The 16441-nt window shown below is 40.3% G+C and carries 19 protein-coding genes and 1 pseudogene; 7 read left to right on the top strand and 13 right to left on the bottom strand.

Translation table 11 applies throughout. The annotated features are described in order from the left end of the window. Positions 1-58: 58 nt before the first annotated feature. From A0128_RS20575 to A0128_RS20555, 5 genes are all read right to left on the bottom strand, one after another. Positions 59-1246 carry an MFS transporter gene (locus A0128_RS20575; protein ID WP_069609635.1) on the bottom strand — a complete coding sequence of 396 codons (1188 nt, stop codon included), beginning with the start codon at positions 1244-1246 and terminating at the stop codon, positions 59-61. A 162-nt stretch (positions 1247-1408) separates the two neighbouring features. Continuing rightward, positions 1409-2656: an RNA polymerase sigma factor gene (locus A0128_RS20570; protein ID WP_069609634.1), complete on the bottom strand. Its 1248-nt coding sequence runs from the start codon at positions 2654-2656 to the stop codon at positions 1409-1411. Positions 2657-2700: 44 nt separating this feature from the next. Continuing rightward, entirely contained in the window at positions 2701-3057 is a 357-nt protein-coding gene (locus A0128_RS20565; RefSeq protein WP_069609633.1) for a YciI family protein, read from the bottom strand. Continuing rightward, positions 3054-4022, bottom strand: coding sequence for an alpha/beta hydrolase (locus A0128_RS20560; RefSeq protein WP_069609632.1), 969 nt, complete (start codon positions 4020-4022; stop codon positions 3054-3056). Before A0128_RS20560 ends, A0128_RS20565 begins: the two co-directional genes overlap by 4 nt. Before the next feature lie 157 nt (positions 4023-4179). Then, a complete protein-coding gene (locus tag A0128_RS20555) occupies positions 4180-4647 on the bottom strand; it encodes a GyrI-like domain-containing protein (RefSeq protein ID WP_245667262.1) in 468 nt (155 codons plus the stop codon). Positions 4648-5041: 394 nt separating this feature from the next. On the opposite strand from A0128_RS20555, the gene A0128_RS20545 reads away from it, so the two are divergent. The 3 genes from A0128_RS20545 (at position 5042) to A0128_RS20535 (ending at position 6393) form a co-directional block, all read left to right on the top strand. Continuing rightward, entirely contained in the window at positions 5042-5428 is a 387-nt protein-coding gene (locus A0128_RS20545) for an ArsR/SmtB family transcription factor (RefSeq protein ID WP_069609629.1), read from the top strand. After that, positions 5391-5861, top strand: coding sequence for an SRPBCC family protein (locus A0128_RS20540; protein ID WP_069609628.1), 471 nt, complete (start codon positions 5391-5393; stop codon positions 5859-5861). The genes A0128_RS20545 and A0128_RS20540 overlap by 38 nt, the downstream gene beginning before the upstream one ends. A 61-nt stretch (positions 5862-5922) precedes the next feature. After that, on the top strand, positions 5923-6393 hold the full coding sequence (locus A0128_RS20535; protein WP_069609627.1) for an SRPBCC family protein: 471 nt from the start codon (positions 5923-5925) through the stop codon (positions 6391-6393). Between the two features lie 109 nt (positions 6394-6502). Here A0128_RS20535 and A0128_RS20530 read toward each other — a convergent pair whose 3' ends face one another. After that, the gene (locus A0128_RS20530) at positions 6503-6844 is read right to left on the bottom strand and encodes a DUF4180 domain-containing protein (protein WP_083244248.1); all 342 of its coding nucleotides are present in this window, start codon (positions 6842-6844) and stop codon (positions 6503-6505) included. Between the two features lie 142 nt (positions 6845-6986). Further along, positions 6987-7565, bottom strand: coding sequence for a YdeI/OmpD-associated family protein (locus A0128_RS20525; RefSeq protein ID WP_069609625.1), 579 nt, complete (start codon positions 7563-7565; stop codon positions 6987-6989). Positions 7566-8089: 524 nt separating this feature from the next. Here A0128_RS20525 and A0128_RS20520 point away from each other — a divergent pair. The 3 genes from A0128_RS20520 (at position 8090) to A0128_RS20510 (ending at position 9575) form a co-directional block, all read left to right on the top strand. Then, positions 8090-8419 (top strand): ArsR/SmtB family transcription factor, encoded by a 330-nt coding sequence (locus A0128_RS20520; RefSeq protein WP_069609624.1) that lies wholly within the window; start codon positions 8090-8092, stop codon positions 8417-8419. Beyond that, entirely contained in the window at positions 8406-8888 is a 483-nt protein-coding gene (locus tag A0128_RS20515; RefSeq protein ID WP_069609623.1) for an SRPBCC family protein, read from the top strand. Before A0128_RS20520 ends, A0128_RS20515 begins: the two co-directional genes overlap by 14 nt. 111 nt (positions 8889-8999) lie before the next feature. Continuing rightward, the gene (locus tag A0128_RS20510) at positions 9000-9575 is read left to right on the top strand and encodes a DUF4256 domain-containing protein (RefSeq protein ID WP_069609622.1); all 576 of its coding nucleotides are present in this window, start codon (positions 9000-9002) and stop codon (positions 9573-9575) included. A 45-nt stretch (positions 9576-9620) separates the two neighbouring features. On the opposite strand, the gene ilvD is transcribed toward A0128_RS20510, so the two are convergent. Both ilvD and A0128_RS20500 read right to left on the bottom strand, forming a co-directional pair. Continuing rightward, positions 9621-11477 carry a dihydroxy-acid dehydratase gene (gene ilvD / locus A0128_RS20505; protein WP_069609621.1) on the bottom strand — a complete coding sequence of 619 codons (1857 nt, stop codon included), beginning with the start codon at positions 11475-11477 and terminating at the stop codon, positions 9621-9623. A 524-nt stretch (positions 11478-12001) separates the two neighbouring features. Further along, positions 12002-12727: an LA_2272/LA_2273 family lipoprotein gene (locus A0128_RS20500; RefSeq protein ID WP_069609620.1), complete on the bottom strand. Its 726-nt coding sequence runs from the start codon at positions 12725-12727 to the stop codon at positions 12002-12004. A gap of 350 nt (positions 12728-13077) precedes the next feature. Here A0128_RS20500 and A0128_RS22285 point away from each other — a divergent pair. Next, a pseudogene (locus A0128_RS22285) lies at positions 13078-13883 on the top strand (IS5 family transposase). Between the two features lie 471 nt (positions 13884-14354). On the opposite strand, the gene A0128_RS20490 reads toward A0128_RS22285, so the two are convergent. The 4 genes from A0128_RS20490 to A0128_RS20475 form a co-directional block, all read right to left on the bottom strand. Further along, positions 14355-15191 (bottom strand): type I restriction enzyme HsdR N-terminal domain-containing protein, encoded by an 837-nt coding sequence (locus A0128_RS20490; RefSeq protein ID WP_069609619.1) that lies wholly within the window; start codon positions 15189-15191, stop codon positions 14355-14357. A gap of 12 nt (positions 15192-15203) precedes the next feature. Further along, positions 15204-15416, bottom strand: a complete 213-nt coding sequence (locus A0128_RS20485) for a hypothetical protein (protein WP_069609618.1) — start codon at positions 15414-15416, stop codon at positions 15204-15206. A 264-nt stretch (positions 15417-15680) separates the two neighbouring features. Next, positions 15681-16022: a type II toxin-antitoxin system PemK/MazF family toxin gene (locus tag A0128_RS20480; RefSeq protein WP_069609617.1), complete on the bottom strand. Its 342-nt coding sequence runs from the start codon at positions 16020-16022 to the stop codon at positions 15681-15683. Continuing rightward, positions 16009-16257, bottom strand: coding sequence for a ChpI protein (locus A0128_RS20475; RefSeq protein ID WP_069609616.1), 249 nt, complete (start codon positions 16255-16257; stop codon positions 16009-16011). The genes A0128_RS20480 and A0128_RS20475 overlap by 14 nt, the downstream gene beginning before the upstream one ends. Between the last annotated feature and the right edge of the window lie 184 nt (positions 16258-16441).

Below are 16441 nucleotides of genomic sequence, written 5' to 3'. Positions count from 1 at the left end.
AACTGCGACGCGTCAATCCTTTTCCGTCCATTCTTCAGACGCCGCAATCATGAATTCTTTATTTCGAATCGGAAGGCAACGAAGGAAGAAAGATCAGAAGCAAACATGCGATTCCGTGAAGAATTCCCACAAACAAACTCAAGGCCAGAAGACCGTAGTTTAAAAAAGGAGCGATGATCGCGGTTCCCCCCGCTGAAATTGAAATGATCGAAAGAAGTATCAGAGAAGATCCTCTGTTGTCGTCTCCGTTCGCGGCTATGATTCCTTTTAAAAAACCGTTCGGACCTCTGAGTCCCAGTCCTAAATTCATAAGAGGAAAAATAAGAAGAATGGTGTTTGGATGATTCTCACCCAGAATAGAAAAGAAAATCATGAAGAGGGAAGATAGAAGACAAAGTGCGGTTCCGATCGAAACAAGATGTTCCGAATCTATTTTGCGATTGAGATAAGAAGAAGAAAGAACGGCGCCGATGATAAAGAACGCGACGCCGATCGTCTGCATCTGAGCAAATTTATGAATATCGGAATCCATCGTTTTTACGATCACAACCGGCGCACCGAATACAAAAACGAGAAGACCTCCTAGATTCAGAGCCTGACTGAGAGAATATCTCTGAAAGACCGGAGACAAAAGAAGAGTTCGATACGATCCCGATCTTGCGCCGGAAGACGGTTTTGAAAATCCGTTCAATCGAATGGTAAGAAACACAAGCGCGAGTAAGAAGGAAAAAAAGGATGTTACAAAAAATGAATATTTCCAACTCCCGATGCCTAAAAACCAAACTCCCAAGATAGGAGCCAGAGCCGGAACTAACGATTCCACACTTCCCAAAATTCCTAAGGCTTTGGCCGCTCCTTTTTCGTCAAAGAGTCCCTTGATAATTCCCGGAGCAAGAACGGCAGCCGCAGAAGAGGAAAGTCCTTGAAAAAATCGAAAGACGATCAACGTATTTAAGTTAGGCGAGAAGGAACAAAGAAAGGAAGTAAGGGAATAGCAAGCGAGAGAAAGGAAAAGAAGGGAGGACGTGCCGATTCGAGAAGAGACGTTTCCAAAAAGAATCATTCCGAACGCGGTTCCAGCGACAAAGGACGCGATTACAAATTGGGATAAGGTCTGATCTCCTCCCAAAATTTCAGGGAGTTTCGGAATGCTCGGCAACACCAAGTCGATTCCGGAAAGTCCGAGGACCGTGCCGAAACCTAAGAGGATACAAATAAAAAGCGGATTCTTTTGATCTTCGAACATGGTACTCTTTCCTTAGATGGATCAAAGGATGTATTTTCCAAAAAAGGAAACGATTCTATGAAATCAATCGATAAGTTTGTTCGCGGCGATTCTAATTCTACTCCATTATAAAATAATCAAATATAATTTCGCACGACGATGAGATGTATTTTCAAAAGTGGTTCAAGTATTTATTTCCGTATCTCGAAGACGATCGATTCTTTTCTGAATGGAGTTTTTTTCATTTTGTGTTTTAGAGAGAGAAAGGGCGTTTTTAAAATTCAATTCCGATTTTCTTTGGTCCAGATCCGCGTATAGATCCCCTAATAGAAGAAAGTAATAACGATTGTCCGTGAGTTTTAATTTTTCGGCTTCTTGGATCCCTTCTTCCTTTCCGTTTGTTTTAGAAAACGCGAAAATCCGATTGAGGAGAATCACCGAAGAACTTTCGATCGTAAGAAGATGATCGTAGAGTTGCAGAATGTTTTTCCATTTTTTATCAGTATCTTCCTTCTGCGTATGCCAATAAGCGATTCCCGCTTCCAGGTGATACTTTGAAATTTCATCTCCTCTCGCCGCGCGGTGAAGAAAAAATTCTCCCTTACGAATCCATTCCGAATTCCAGAGATTTGTATCTTGTTCTTCGTATAAGATCGGTTCCCCTTCTTCGTTCTGTCTCGCTTCAAATCGAGAAGTATGAAAACACATGAGAGAAAGGAGCGCGTTTACTTGGGGTTTGTCCGTATTCTTATTTTCAATAAGAAGGCTACAAAGACGAATTGCTTCCAACGAAAGTTCTTTTCGAAGTGTCTTGTTTCGGCTGGTAGAATAAAATCCTTCGTTAAACAACAAATAGACGGTAGTCAAAACGGCTGAGAGACGTTCGTCGATCTCCGCCGGATTCGGGAATTCTACTTTGATGTTTTCACTTCTAAGTTTTTCCTTTGCTCGAAACAATCGTTTGTTGATCGTTTCCTTGTTTGTAAGAAAGGCGTCTGCGATTTCTTCAATTCCAAATCCGCAGAGAATCCGAAGAGAAAGTCCGATTTGCGCTTCCCCGGGAATCGAAGGATGACAGATCGCGAACATCATCTGTAGTTGGCTGTCTTCTATGTTTTGTGGAGAAAGGTCGATCTCCTTTTCTACGGATTCTATAGAATTCTTTTTTAATTCCGGAATTACTTTGTTTCGAAGGGTTGTGTCGCGTTGTAAATGATTCTTCGCCTTATTTTTTGCGACGCTGTAAAGCCAAGCGGTTGGATTTTCGGGAGGACCGTTCACTCCCCAAACTTGAGCCGCCGTAAGAAACGTTTCACTCGCGATGTCTTCCGCAATTTCAATCTGATCAAATCCAAAACGTTTGCAGAGCACTGAAATTATTTTTCTGTACTCGTTTCGAAATAGATTGGGAATCAGTTCTCCGTTTTCCATAGATAGAAATGCCTCCGCAAATCGTTCTCGAAGGCATCCGTTTTTTATCCTTTTTCGTGAACGGAAACCACCTGTCTCACTTCTACGCTATTGCCGGCGCCTCCTAAGATGGGACATTCCTTTGCAATCGATACGGCTTCTTCGAAGTCTTCAGCCAAGATCATAATAAAACCTGCAAGTGATTCTTTGATCTCCACAAAAGGACCGTCCGTGATCACCTGGTTGGATTTTATCACCTTCCCTTCCGTCGAAAGCCCCTTGCCTCCGAGAAATTTTTTCTGGGCCGTGATAGTTTCCACCCAATCGTGATATTGTTTCATATAAACTTGAAGTTGTTGTGGAGAGGGTTGTTCTTCTTTTGTGATAAGATCCAAACGCATCAGTATTAAAAATTCGTTCATTTAAAAACCTCCGTGGAAAGGGAATACTTTTGATTTAAGAAATCGCGAAGCCTTTTTTCATATTCGATAGGATCTGCGTCCCAAATTGTTCCGTGATTTCCTTTCTCTGAAAGCCAGAAAGTTTTCGGTCCCTTGTAGACGTTTGTCAATTCTTTCGTATGCATATAAGGAACCACGTTGTCTTCTTTGCTATGAATAAAATAGATAGGAATCGTTTTTTCGATACGGAGAGAATGTAAAGGACTTAGGAGGCCGTCGAATTCTCCTCGAAACATTGTTAAACGAATTAGCAAACGGATAAACCAGTTAGGAATCAAATCAGGAGATGCCGGCGAATCCAGAATTAGTTTTTCAAAACTGAGCATGGGATTTTCAGCGATCACCGCCCTCAACTTTGGCATAGACGGAAGTGCGATCAGAATCGAAGCCGCGCCGACCGAGGATCCCATTGCATAAACTTTCGAATAACGATCCGTAAGAAATAGATAACTCGAGAGAACGTCTCTTGATTCTCGATGTCCGTAAGTAAGACCGGAGATGGGACAAGGCGCTTCTCCGTGACAACCAAGATCGAATGTAAGAACGTCGAGTTTTTGATTTAAAAAGAATCGAATGAGTTTTGTTTCCTCTCTTCGATCCGATCCTCCACCGTGAACCAATAAGATAACACCTGGCGCGCGTCCAAATTGGTTCTCGGAAACTCGAATCAACCAGCCCGGAAGTTCGTAACCGTTGATCGATGGAATTTTGACTTCTTCAAATCGAAATTCTTGAGTGAGCCGAAGGTTTCCACAACCCTTCCCCCAATATTTTTCGGTTTCTTCCGTACAAACCGACAAGTCTTTTGTAACTCCCTTCCACACGGGAAAGAGTAATTGATTACTCGCGCTCCAGATTCCCACGCTGAGAAAAAGAAAGATCAAGAAAAAAAATCCGAATAGGATTCCTATCAATTTAAGCTTCATAAAATCTCTTTATCCGCAGAAAGTCTAAGCGGAACAACAATGTGAATTCGTTCATTTTCGATACTCCTATTGGAACGGGGTTGCACTGCTATATCCAATGAGATTTCAGAAATTGGACATCGATCGTATAAAAAATCTGGGAACAGATTCTATTTTTCTATTTTGATCGAATAGGAATCCAAATCTCCTCTTCCGAATTCGGATCCTCGTTACGGTATTTATCTCCCAAAATTTCAAAATGAGGCCTTTGATCTAAAACGAAATCGGAACCGGGGATCCAAGTCCCAAAAATATACTGAAAGATTTTCGGAGCTTCACTGGAAGAACCTTGGAAGAAGAATACCGCATAAAGTCCCGCCGGAAGAATCGTCGTTTCCATATCATGCGGAACGTGATCAAAATTAGAAACTTCCACACTCGCCCATTTCTCAAATTTAGAATTCGGATTAAAATTTATAAAATAAGAATCATCGTATATTTGCATCGAATAGAATTCGGTGCCGATTCTATTTTGAATCTCTTCTCTTCTTGGCATAAAACTTCGCCAGAGTTCTTGGGTTTTGTTGTCCGTTAGAGACAAAAGAATTCTTTTTCCGATGAGTTTTTTTTCAGATAACGTTTCCATGCGCGGTTTCATTCTTTATAAAATTCTTCTTATTGTATTGGTTTCAAGATTGAATTCGAAAGGTTCTAAAATTTTCGCACTATCCTTTCTCGATTCCCAAAATTCTTATCAAGATTAGAATTTTCAGTCTTTCCCGAAGGCTCGGAGAATTTTGTGCGATCGCACTTTTGAAATTTGAAACTCGTTGTGTAGAAACTCCTACAAATTCCTGTATTTTAGATTTCGTAGCAGTTCCTACATTTTGCAGTTCTAAGGCAGAATTAGAATCCGAACGGGGAATCTGAAAAGACATAGAATTCCGATATCGATTCCCAGGCCAAAAAGAGTCTCGAAATATATTAAACTAATTGGTTTAATATTTGACAGATTCTGAGAATCTTATTTACTCAACCAAATGGTTGAATTACTCGAAAACGAACAGAAGCTCGATCGCGTGTTTACCGCGCTCGCGGATCGTTCTCGGCGGCAGATGCTGGAACGTCTGCGCGAGGGTTCGCTTACGATTTCAGAGTTGGCGGAGCCCTTCTCGATGTCGTTTGCAGGAGTTGCAAAACATATCGATGTCTTGAACGCGGCGGGTTTGGTTCGCAAAGTACGAGCCCCCGAAGACGGAAGAAGTTTTCGGCTCGAGTTGCAAAACAAAACGATTTCGGAAGCCTTTGCCTGGCTTACCTATCATCAAGAATTCTGGACCAACAAACTCGATAGACTCGAAGCATTTATGGAAGAAGAGGAGAATAAGAATGACGAACCCCGTACTAAAAGTAGAAAAAAAAATTAACGCGGACCAAACCCGACTCTTTCGAGCGTGGCTTGACGCTGAAAATTTAATGCGATGGTTTTTATCCGGAGATCCCGTTGTGGAATCCGTCGCCATCGATCCGCGTCCCGGTGGAAAATTTCGAATCGATATGTCTCTCAACGGGAAAACCCTTCCCCACGAAGGTGAATACCAAACCATTGAAGAGCCTACTAAGTTAGTCTTCACTTGGCGTTCCCATGCTACCGGCGGACTTGATACTCTGGTTACGATCACTTTCACCGCACTTCCTATGACTACGGTCGCAACTTCTACCGGTGCGATTCAAAAACCTCAGACTCTTGTGACTTTGATTCACGAACGTCTCGCCGACGAGAGCGCAATCAAATCTCATACCTATGGCTGGACCCATATTCTCGATGCCTACTCGGAATGGTTTAACGAGAAAAACTAAAACAACGTCTTTATCGGCGATGCCGGAAAGAAAAATTTAAGGAATGTAGAAGGAGAAAAATATGAACGGAATATATCACAAAATTGGAATACGTTCTGGGGCGGAAGAAGTGATCAAGGCGCTGACGACACAGGCGGGTCTTGCGGGTTGGTGGACAAAAGAAGTGGAAGGACCATTTTCAGGAGGAGTGTCCGGTCTGGGTGAATCGATTCGTTTCAGTTTTGGACACAAGGCCGATATGGAAATGAAAGTGAAAGAACTCGCTCCACAACGTGTGCTCTGGGAATGCACTTCCGGACCGGACGACTGGATCGGTTCTCATATCGATTTTAAATTGAATGCGAGTAAGGCGCCGGATGGAGAGGGAATGACGATCATTCAATTTCGACACCAGGATTGGAAAAATGAAAGCGAGTTCACAGCGCATTGCAGTATGAAATGGGCGACCTTCTTACTCAGTCTAAAAAATCTTGTGGAAGTCGGTCAAGGCCAGCCTGCCCCGGATGACTTGAAGATTGACGATATGAACTGAATGAATTTAAAATGCGCATGGTGGTTCTTTTTCCATGCGCAGAGAATCCGCTCTTTCAGATGATTTCGTTTTAAACGGAACAAAACGTTTTTAAATCACTGAGGCAGGATTATTTTAATAACTTCAAACCGGCTTCTAAATCGGAGATAAAGATCACTTTCCCGTTTTGATTGCTCTCATATACAAAATCCTTAAAGCTTTTTGACTCGTACCCGGAAAAATCTCCTAAAATAATCATCCTCAGTTTATAGTTCGTAATTTTTTGCAAAATTTCCCCGGCGAATCCCGATTTGAGCTCATAGAATTTTTCGTGAAAATTCGATTTAGAAAAAACGATCGTTTCCGAAGAAGTGGAAAATACGATTTCTAAAAATGAATTTGGATCTTCCAAAAGAATATCATCTTCGTTGAAAAACGCGAGCGTTCCACTTTCTGTTTTTATTTCTTTCATTGTTATCCTGGTGCAGTTTAGAATTCTTTAAAATGTCGTTTAACAGAAACGCAGAAAATCAAACAAACCATTGATCCTTTTGTGACGACTTCGGTTTCAAGAGTGAACGATTATTTGCGCGCAAATATGCTCTTTATTAGCTTCAATCATCCAATCCCTTTCCATTAAGAATTGGTTGTATACATTTTTCCACTCTTGACTCTCGTGTTTTGGATTGTTTAGCCGCAGAAAAATGAAGAATGTAGGCTCTTTGTCGTCCGGGCGTCAGCGCATCAAAAGCGGTTTTTAAATCAGGGACTTCCTCCAATTTAGTTAGAAACTCTTCGGGAATGGTAAATTCTTTAGTCTTTTTAAAATTTACTTTCAATCCGGCTTTTTCTATTTCAATGGCTTCTTTGATGTAGGTTTTTAAAATCGACTTCATCTTGACAATTTCCCGAACATCGGTGAAACGAATCTGACGTGCCGCCTGCGTATTTTTAGTTTGTTGAATTAGAACCCCTTCGGAATCTTTTAACAAGGCGCCTTTAAAAAATAAAAGCGCACAGTATTCTTTAAAAACGTGTATTAGAACTATATTATTTTCTTGAAATGTATAACAGGGAACCCCCCACTTCAATTCTTCGGTTAGCTTACATTCAAGAACGATTTTTCTTAACTTTTCCAATTCTTTTTGCCATGTTTTGGCTTTGCTTAGATATTTATCAACTTTGGGATTCATCAATTGAGACTCTGAAATGATTTTTATTTATGGGGTTGAAAGACGGTTCTGCGAACTCCCCTTCCCGATATGGTAAACAAAGCTTGCGTAGACCCATTCCTTTCGTAAAGAAAATTTAAAAATGTGTGGGGTTCCTGCTTTTAAAATATTTCAAATCCGGATGATTGTTAGAAGGCAGATTCTCAACCGCACAAAATGAAAAGGATCTACAAACTTTTACAAAAGAATCCCTTCCTACTTTGATTCCAATTTGCATCTTCTATGCTCAGAGAATGATAAGGGGTGTTATGCGAAATGCGACAAATGGAGCACGAGTTAGATTCTGATTGATCCAATGTTTTGATAGAAAGTAATTTCATTCTTCCCCCACCGATAAAAGGCCTGATTCTATCTCGATTCGTATTGAATCAAGAGCCTGCCCGTGTTCAAAAACTTTTCACGGATTGTCCTGGAAGACTCAAATTTCTTATTGAATTCTTTATTTAAGTATTGACTTAATTAAGTATAGGATTAAATATAATTTTATGAATGCTTTTGCCGCCTTGGCGGACGACACAAGAAGGGAAATTGTGAAATTGGTGGCGAAAAACGGAGAGCTGACTTCGACAGAGATTAGCTTAAATTTTAAGATGAGTCCGCCCGCTATCTCGCAACATTTGAAAGTATTAAAAGAGTCGAAGGTGCTTCAAATGAAGAAGCAATCGCAAAAACGTATCTACAGTCTTAACAGATCGGGAATAGATGAAATGGAAGATTGGCTATTAGAAATTATAAATCTATCGAACAAACGTCTGGATAGACTGGAAAAGTATGTATTGAAACTAAAAAAGGAGAAATCAGATGGTAGAAAATAACGTGAGAACAACGATCGAAGAAAATAAAGTCATTTACAAAAGGTACTTTGATATTCCTATCGAGCTTCTCTTCGATGTATGGTCGTCTCAAGAACATCTTTCGGAATGGTGGGGACCGGATGGATTTACGCTAACGACTCGGAGTATGGATTTTTCAAACGGTGGGATTTGGGATTTTGTTATGCATGGTCCAGATGGACACGACTATAAAAACAAAATCCAATTTATAGAGATTAAAAAGCCTCATTACATTTACTACAAACATCTCGGAGACGGTGAAGGCACAAAGGACGTCGACTTTCAATCGAAAATTATATTCGAAGAATCCGGTGAAGGTGTGAACCTAACGATGGAACAAATCTTCCCGAGCAAAGAGGAACTGGAAAGAGTCAATGAAAAATACGGCGCGATCGAAGGTGCTAAACAACACATTGCCAACCTCGGCAAATATTTAGAAACCCTTAAATAAGAGTTTACGATTTTCAACTTAGAATCGCGAGATCACGTCGGGCGTTTTGTAATTTCAAGACTTAGGATAGGCTTGACAAATCTATTCAATGAAGATAGATCCTATAAAAATATGAGCAAAGTAAATAAGGATAAGAAGGAGCTAACATCGGAGCAACGCGAAGAACTACTCCGAACGCTGAAAGCCCGTTTTGAAAAAAACGTAAAACGCCATAAGGATCTTGAGTGGGTAAAAGTAAAAACGAGGCTGGAAGCGAATCCCAAAAAACTATGGTCGCTCAACGAGATGGAAAAAACCGGCGGTGAACCGGATGTTGTCGGCCATGATAAGAAGACCGGCGAATATATTTTTTATGATTGTTCGGAAGAAAGCCCCAAGGGCCGGAGAAGTGTTTGTTACGATCGGGAAGGTTTGGAATCAAGGAAAGAGCATAAACCGAAGAACAGCGCTCTTGATATGGCGGAGGCGATGGGGATTGAACTTTTATCGGAAGAAGAATACCGAGAACTACAGAAGCTCGGAAATTTTGATCTGAAAACTTCGAGTTGGGTGAAAACACCTTCTGCGATTCGAAAACTCGGTGGAGCCATTTTCGCCGATAACAGATACGGAAATATTTTTATTTATCACAACGGCGCGCCTTCTTACTACGCGGTAAGAGGATTTCGCGGCTCCCTAAGGATCTAAAATGGCAAAGGGAGCTTCCTTGAATTAAGAGAAGTCGGTCGCGGTTTACTTTGGTTCGACCTGGCTTACGTCTCTCACCGCTCCGGTATGCGCGGAGGTTGTCATCGCGGCATACGCGCGAAGGGCCGGAGAAACAACTCTCTTACGAGATTTCGGTTTCCAAGCGTCCTTACCTTTGGCTTCCATTGCGATTCTACGTTTTGCAAGATCCGCGTCCGAAATTCTAAGATGAATGGATCGGTCCGGGATATCGATTTCGATCATATCACCTTCTTCCACAAGTCCTATTGCTCCACCCTCGGCGGCTTCCGGTGAAACGTGTCCGATGGAAAGTCCGGAAGTTCCTCCCGAGAATCTTCCATCCGTAAGAAGGGCACACGCTTTTCCTAAACCTTTGGATTTTAAGTAGGTGGTCGGATATAACATCTCTTGCATTCCCGGCCCACCCTTTGGTCCTTCATAACGAATGATGACGATATCACCTTCTACAATTTCGTTGCCTAAAATTTTGGAGACCGCTTCTTCCTGGCTTTCCATCACACGGGCTCTGCCCTTGAATTTCCAAATCGATTCGTCCACTCCGGCGGTTTTTACGATACAACCTTCTGGAGCGATATTTCCATAAAGAACAGCGAGTCCACCTTCTTTAGAATACGCGTGTTCCACTTCGCGGATACATCCGTTGACTCGATCTAAATCAAGATCCGGCCAACGTTTGGATTGGGAGAATGCTTCGGTTGTGGGAACTCCTCCCGGAGCCGCGGAGAATAGAGCGAAAGCCTTGGACCCGGAAGCCTGACGAACGATGTCCCATTCTTCTAAAGCTTTTCCTAATGTAGGAGAATGAACCGTAGGAACGTCTCGATTGATCAGACCGACTCGATCCAATTCTGCAAGAATTCCGATGACTCCTCCCGCTCTATGAACGTCTTCCATGTGATATTTCTGACTCGCAGGAGCGACTTTACAGATACAAGGTGTTCTTCGAGAAATTTGATCGATATCTTCCATTTTGAAATGAATGCCGGCTTCGTTTGCTGCGGCAAGAATGTGAAGCACGGTATTTGTAGAACCGCCCATCGCGACATCCAAGCTCATCGCATTCTGGAACGCTTGATAATTTGCAATGTTTCTCGGAAGAACGGATTCGTCGTCTTGTTCATAGTATCGTTTTGCAATGTCGACGATGAGACTACCCGCAGTCAGAAATAATTGTCTTCTGTCGGAATGAGTGGCAAGAGTGGAACCGTTACCCGGAAGCGAAAGACCCAAAGCCTCCGTTAGGCAATTCATAGAATTTGCGGTAAACATTCCGGAACAGGAGCCGCAGGTAGGACAAGCGGAGCGTTCTATCTCGGCTACTTTTTCATCCGAGACATCCGGATTTCCGGCGTCAATCATCGCGTCTATGAGATCGAGCTTACGAACTTCTCCACCCCAATTTACTTTTCCTGCCTCCATTGGACCTCCCGAAACGAAAACGGTCGGGATATTCAATCTGAGAGCGGCCATGAGCATGCCGGGAGTAATTTTATCACAATTAGAAATGCAGATGAGAGCGTCGGCAGTATGAGCGTTTACCATGTATTCAACGGAGTCCGCAATAAGATCCCGGCTCGGAAGAGAATACAACATCCCGCTATGACCCATAGCGATACCGTCGTCCACGGCGATGGTGTTGAACTCTTTTGCTACTCCACCCGCTTTTTCGATTTCTCGGGCAACCAGTTGACCCAGGTCTTTCAGATGGACGTGACCGGGAACAAATTGAGTGAAAGAGTTGGCAATTGCGATGATCGGTTTTCCGAAATCATTGTCTTTCATGCCGGTTGCGCGCCAGAGCGCTCTGGCTCCGGCCATATTGCGGCCGTGGGTGGAGGTACGGGATCTATACTGAGGCATAATTCAACTTCCTGTCACAATATTAGACGTCGAGTATTTTACTCTGCCAATCGAGAACTTTGGTCGCCCGGGTTGCGTTTTTTTTCGAGGAAGTCTTGTCAGGAAATTACCAGTAGATCCGATTCTCTTCAATGAATCGAAACAATTCCAAGAGAGAATTCGAAAAGAATCCAGTGGAAGTTTTAATTAGGATTAAAAATGAATTCAAGAATCGAAAGAATCAACTGATTCTAAGAATTCGGTATTTTTTAACCTCAGGAAAAAAACCGACATGCAGAAAGAAATTTTTTTGAATCCAAACGTTAGAGAAGAATCCAGAAAATATTTAGCTTCCTTAATTGTAGAGAATTCCCTTCTATAAAATTCCTCAACTTTCAAAGTCTTAAAAAAGAATTCCATCGGAGCATTTTCGTAGCAGTTACCTACTCAGGCTCTGCGATTTACGGGCCATCCTTTTTTAATCCTTTATTCTTGCATATACGTGTCCACTAAATCGGGGGAACTCCAGAAGTGAATATCCTACTTTAACTTTTACAATAATTTATAAGAAACATAAAGGGAAGGAAAGAGCGATCTGAATAACAGATATTTAAAAGTCCCACTTGGAAACCACTTCCATAATTGAGAACTCCTAAGCTGACCGGTCCGCCTAAGTTAACAATTCCTACATTCATACCACTTCCTAAATTAATTCCGCCCAAGTTTAAGCCAAAGGCCCTATCGTTCGTAGTAGCGGAGGCATTTATTAATCCAATGTTCAAACCGGTATTCCCAGACTCTTGCGTATTCAGTAGAAGTCCGATGGTCAGACCTTTTGTCGGAGAATTTTCAGAATGTGTCCATAATCCAAATTGAAAGACCAGTGCAGATTGTTCTGGAGTAGTGCCAGCAACTGAAAGATAGTTAACTAGTGCAATTTGAATTGCAACCGGGTTATATAGGGAGTATGCTTGATTAAATAGTCCGGTTTGAACTCCATAAAAATTCCCTTGATTCGGATTTCCATGATTTTTTACTTTGTTAAAGATGCCGATCTGCAAACCAACAAGTGTTTTTTCGATTTTATTTAATATTCCAATATTAATTCCGTATAAACTTTTAACTTCACCTTCATATAGATTCAGTCTGAAAATTTCAGACTCGGTTTCCTGAGGAATCTTTACGGTTGTGCGGGGAGTTAACGCCATACCGCATTGAACGACAAATAGTGAGGAAATTAGGGCCATTGTAAATTTTAAATACTTCTTCATTAGATTGTTGGATTCCTTTTGAACAATTAGGATTGATATTGAATTATTTATAATTATTGAATATTGCTAAATTAAAAGTTAATAATATCTCTTGATTTAAACTATATTTAAAAGCATTAATATACCTTATTTATTGAATTTAAAATAGTCTTAAATTATTTCTAATTTCCTGTATGACCAAATGGAAGTTATTCATCAAATATTATTTTATCTTTCCTTCAATCCTTGCTGACGATTCTATAAATAGTAGATCGATTTATAGATCAGGGAATGAGAAAGTATTCAAAAATAGCTTAGAGTTTGTCCCAAAACTTGCTTGTACTTAAATCGACAAAGGTAATATAGATTGCATGAAATCGAAATTAGGACATTTAGATATTCCGGAACCGATCTGGCTCAAATTACAAGAGCTACAGTCCCTAAGGATACGAGATCATTTCTAATGGCGGACGACTTTCGCTTAGATGATAGGACGACACTTGCTCCGATATTCTATCGAGTTAAGACAGGAGTTCCTTGGCGATATATGCCTCCGATCTTCAGTAGCAAATCGACTTCTTCATCGAAGATTTCAAGAATGGATAGAAGCTGGAATTTTTGATAAAAATCATAAAGAGGCTTTAAAGCTCTATAATCATTCTATTAAGATCAGAATGAAAAGAATGGCAGCAGATGGAAGTCAAGCGAGGGTTCCAAAGGGGGCTTTTCACCGGACCAAATCCGACGGACCACGGTAAAAGACATATACTCGTTGATCGATTAGGAGCAGCAATTTCGTTTGTGATTTCTCAATCCGGGACCCAGGATTCTAAACTTCTTTCTTCAACATTAAATAAATTTCGAATTTATAAAAATAGAAAGTTTCTGAGACCCGAGATATTGTCTCTTGATAAAGCTTACATTGGGCAACAAATTAAGAATGATCTAAGGAAAAGAAAGATTCGCTATACGCTATAGAATTCCGAATAAAAAGAATACAAAAACTCCCGAATAGATTCGACCTTTAAAAAAGTTTCGATGTGTAGTCGAACGAACCTTCGCTTGGATTAATTCTTTTCGAGCTGCTAAAACATGTTGCGAATTTAAAGAAAATAATTATTTATCTATTCTCAAAATCGTTTTTACTCTGATTCTTTTAAGGATGGCTTTAAAGTAGTTTTGGGACAAGCTCTTAACATAAATATAATCAATGTAAGAATCATCTGCACGGTGCGTTTCAAAAAATTTCTTTATAAATTCTTCAAGATTCGCTACATACCCTTCTGAAAATCTAACTTCAATAAGTTGCGCAACCCGAGATTTCCGCAGAAGTTCGAGGATTATCCATTGTAAGACACAAGCTTTTAGAAATATGTATCGGGAACTCTAAAGGATACGTCCAAAATGTGAATAAAAATTCTTTTTCTTTATTAGAATTCATAAAAGTTTAAAATGCCGCCTAACGAATGAAGCTTCTCGACGTTGCGGCCGCAAGCGCTAGTGCGCGACGCGGTTGACGCAAGGTTTGAGCGACCTTAGTCGCGTTTTGCGAACCGAAGTGACAAAGCAATGTGCCGGAGGCCAAGCAAGACTGGGGGACCGTGAATGGCGAACGGAGCGAGAAGACGAAGTTAGGCGCTGTGATTTTTTAATTTGAAGTCGATTCCAAATTTGGAGAAATTTCATCAACACGCTGATCCGTAATCGAAGAATCTTTAGTATCCTTTTTGGGAGACGGAGAAGAACTTCGAAGATAGGTATTTGCAGCTCTCTGTATTTTTTTCTTTGCATCAACTGCTTTTTCACCCTCTAATACATCTCGTTTAATGATATCAGTTCTTAGCACTTCCTCAATTTCTTCATTTTCAATTTTGACTCCTGGAGTAAGTCGTTTCAATTCACGCTTAATGACATCCAAAATAGTTTCGGTTAAGAGCATTTGACCAATGTAGTATTTACTTAACGCTTGCTTTTGCGAATGATACTCATCTAATAGCGACTTTCCAAGTGCTTCTCGGCACAAATAGTAGACTGGTTCAATATGACTTTCATTTTTTGGATTAATATTTGCAAAATTAATTTCATATACTAATTCTTTATCAATTGGTTTGGAAAATGATATTCGATATATTTGCCAATTCATTCCACTGGTTAAAACTACCCACTCTATTCCAGCATTAGCACCGTAATCAATAGCTTGTTTAATGTGATCATCTTTCAAGTCTAATCCAATAGCTTTTACTTCGATTAACAACTTAACTTTCCCATCGATTTTGATTGCTAAATCACAATAAGTTTTCTTTACTACATGTTCAGTTGTAATTTCCGAATACTTATCATAACCAAAGACTTCAGAAAGCATATCTGTAATTATTACTACAGTATCCGATTCATTCACATCTCTTGTCTTGGCAGATGAGAGAACAGGTTGAAACTTCTTTAGTCCTGAAGTAATTCTATCTAGTACCTTTGCTGGAATTGCCATGTTATCTCCTTTTTACTGCTCTGTATCGGCCAATGCAACTATCGATTGGGCCCACTTTACATATTTTAAACTTGCCAAGTCACGAACTGTTTTTACATTAAATGCTTTTTGTAAGAGATCAGCGTCCCCTTCGCTCAATCCTTGTAAAGCTGAAACGGGAGAATCCGCAATTTCCGCAAGCTTTTTCGATTCATAAAATTTATCTACAGCTTTGTTAATATTCATTTTTTACTCCTGACTAATATATTAATAAGTAGTCCAAACTATTCTAATATTCTAATTTTAACTAAAAGATATATACAGACTTTAATATCAACACATTAAAACTGCCGCATAACGAAAGAGGCTTCTCGACGTGCACGAAGGGATTGGAGCGAGACTTGAGCGACCTTAGTCGCGTCTCGCGAACCGAAATGACAAAGCAATGTGCCGAAGGCCGGAGGGAGCGGGAACCGTGAGTGACGAACGAAGCGAGAAGCCGAAGTGTGCTTAATCTAAGCCAGTAACTAACTTAAGCCCTACTTCAACTTCGTTTAGTTTATTTGATTTAAGTTTTCCTACTTTGTTTAGAAATCTTTCTTTATCTAAAGTCACAATTTGTGAAACATTGATTACCGAGTCTTTAGATAAATTTGAATCTTTCTTGCTAATTAGAACGTTACCTGGTGCTTCCGAAAGATTCAGATTCGATGTAATTGCAATTGAGACTATTGTATTAATATTACTTTGATTAAAAGAATCATCTTGAATTATGAGAATAGGACGTTTAAATCCAGGCTCACTTCCAAAGGGAATTCCTAAATCTACCCACCAGATTTCACCACGAATCATTTTTTAAACTCTTGCGAAGTGATTCTACAGCTAAATCAGTGATGTTATTTTTAGTTTCTTTAGACTTACTGCTGTAAATTTTATTTAATTTCTCAGTTACAGATTCCTTACTATGAGATTGAATAAATTCTTCTAATGCTTTTGCAAATAATTGACTACGTGGAATTCCAAGTTTCTTGGCTGTTTTCTCAGCAGTTTTAAATAGCTCATCAGGAATTGAAATTGCCGTTTTCATATTCTTGGTATAACTTTGGTTATACTAATGTCAACTTTAAAATAGACTGATTTTTGGTCCAAATTTAGAAAATAAGCTGACACATTATCTTTTGGTTTCTTTTTCAATATCAAGCTAAGCTTAGGACATTTCGTCTAACGAAAGAGGCTTCTCGACGTTGCGGCCGCAAGCGCCTTTGCGCGAC

Source organism: Leptospira tipperaryensis, assembly GCF_001729245.1.
GTDB lineage: Bacteria > Spirochaetota > Leptospiria > Leptospirales > Leptospiraceae > Leptospira > Leptospira tipperaryensis.
This window is presented reverse-complemented; position numbering and strand designations above follow the sequence as displayed.

Bases quoted from the DNA above. Each gene is read 5' to 3' on its own strand.
- A0128_RS20575 (WP_069609635.1), bottom strand. From the start codon at position 1,246: ATGTTCGAAGATCAAAAGAATCCGCTTTTTATTTGTATCCTCTTAGGT.
- A0128_RS20570 (WP_069609634.1), bottom strand. From the start codon at position 2,656: ATGGAAAACGGAGAACTGATTCCCAATCTATTTCGAAACGAGTACAGA.
- A0128_RS20565 (WP_069609633.1), bottom strand. From the start codon at position 3,057: ATGAACGAATTTTTAATACTGATGCGTTTGGATCTTATCACAAAAGAA.
- A0128_RS20560 (WP_069609632.1), bottom strand. From the start codon at position 4,022: ATGAAGCTTAAATTGATAGGAATCCTATTCGGATTTTTTTTCTTGATC.
- A0128_RS20555 (WP_245667262.1), bottom strand. From the start codon at position 4,647: ATGGAAACGTTATCTGAAAAAAAACTCATCGGAAAAAGAATTCTTTTG.
- A0128_RS20545 (WP_069609629.1), top strand. From the start codon at position 5,042: ATGGTTGAATTACTCGAAAACGAACAGAAGCTCGATCGCGTGTTTACC.
- A0128_RS20540 (WP_069609628.1), top strand. From the start codon at position 5,391: ATGACGAACCCCGTACTAAAAGTAGAAAAAAAAATTAACGCGGACCAA.
- A0128_RS20535 (WP_069609627.1), top strand. From the start codon at position 5,923: ATGAACGGAATATATCACAAAATTGGAATACGTTCTGGGGCGGAAGAA.
- A0128_RS20530 (WP_083244248.1), bottom strand. From the start codon at position 6,844: ATGAAAGAAATAAAAACAGAAAGTGGAACGCTCGCGTTTTTCAACGAA.
- A0128_RS20525 (WP_069609625.1), bottom strand. From the start codon at position 7,565: ATGAATCCCAAAGTTGATAAATATCTAAGCAAAGCCAAAACATGGCAA.
- A0128_RS20520 (WP_069609624.1), top strand. From the start codon at position 8,090: ATGAATGCTTTTGCCGCCTTGGCGGACGACACAAGAAGGGAAATTGTG.
- A0128_RS20515 (WP_069609623.1), top strand. From the start codon at position 8,406: ATGGTAGAAAATAACGTGAGAACAACGATCGAAGAAAATAAAGTCATT.
- A0128_RS20510 (WP_069609622.1), top strand. From the start codon at position 9,000: ATGAGCAAAGTAAATAAGGATAAGAAGGAGCTAACATCGGAGCAACGC.
- ilvD (WP_069609621.1), bottom strand. From the start codon at position 11,477: ATGCCTCAGTATAGATCCCGTACCTCCACCCACGGCCGCAATATGGCC.
- A0128_RS20500 (WP_069609620.1), bottom strand. From the start codon at position 12,727: ATGAAGAAGTATTTAAAATTTACAATGGCCCTAATTTCCTCACTATTT.
- A0128_RS20490 (WP_069609619.1), bottom strand. From the start codon at position 15,191: ATGGCAATTCCAGCAAAGGTACTAGATAGAATTACTTCAGGACTAAAG.
- A0128_RS20485 (WP_069609618.1), bottom strand. From the start codon at position 15,416: ATGAATATTAACAAAGCTGTAGATAAATTTTATGAATCGAAAAAGCTT.
- A0128_RS20480 (WP_069609617.1), bottom strand. From the start codon at position 16,022: ATGATTCGTGGTGAAATCTGGTGGGTAGATTTAGGAATTCCCTTTGGA.
- A0128_RS20475 (WP_069609616.1), bottom strand. From the start codon at position 16,257: ATGAAAACGGCAATTTCAATTCCTGATGAGCTATTTAAAACTGCTGAG.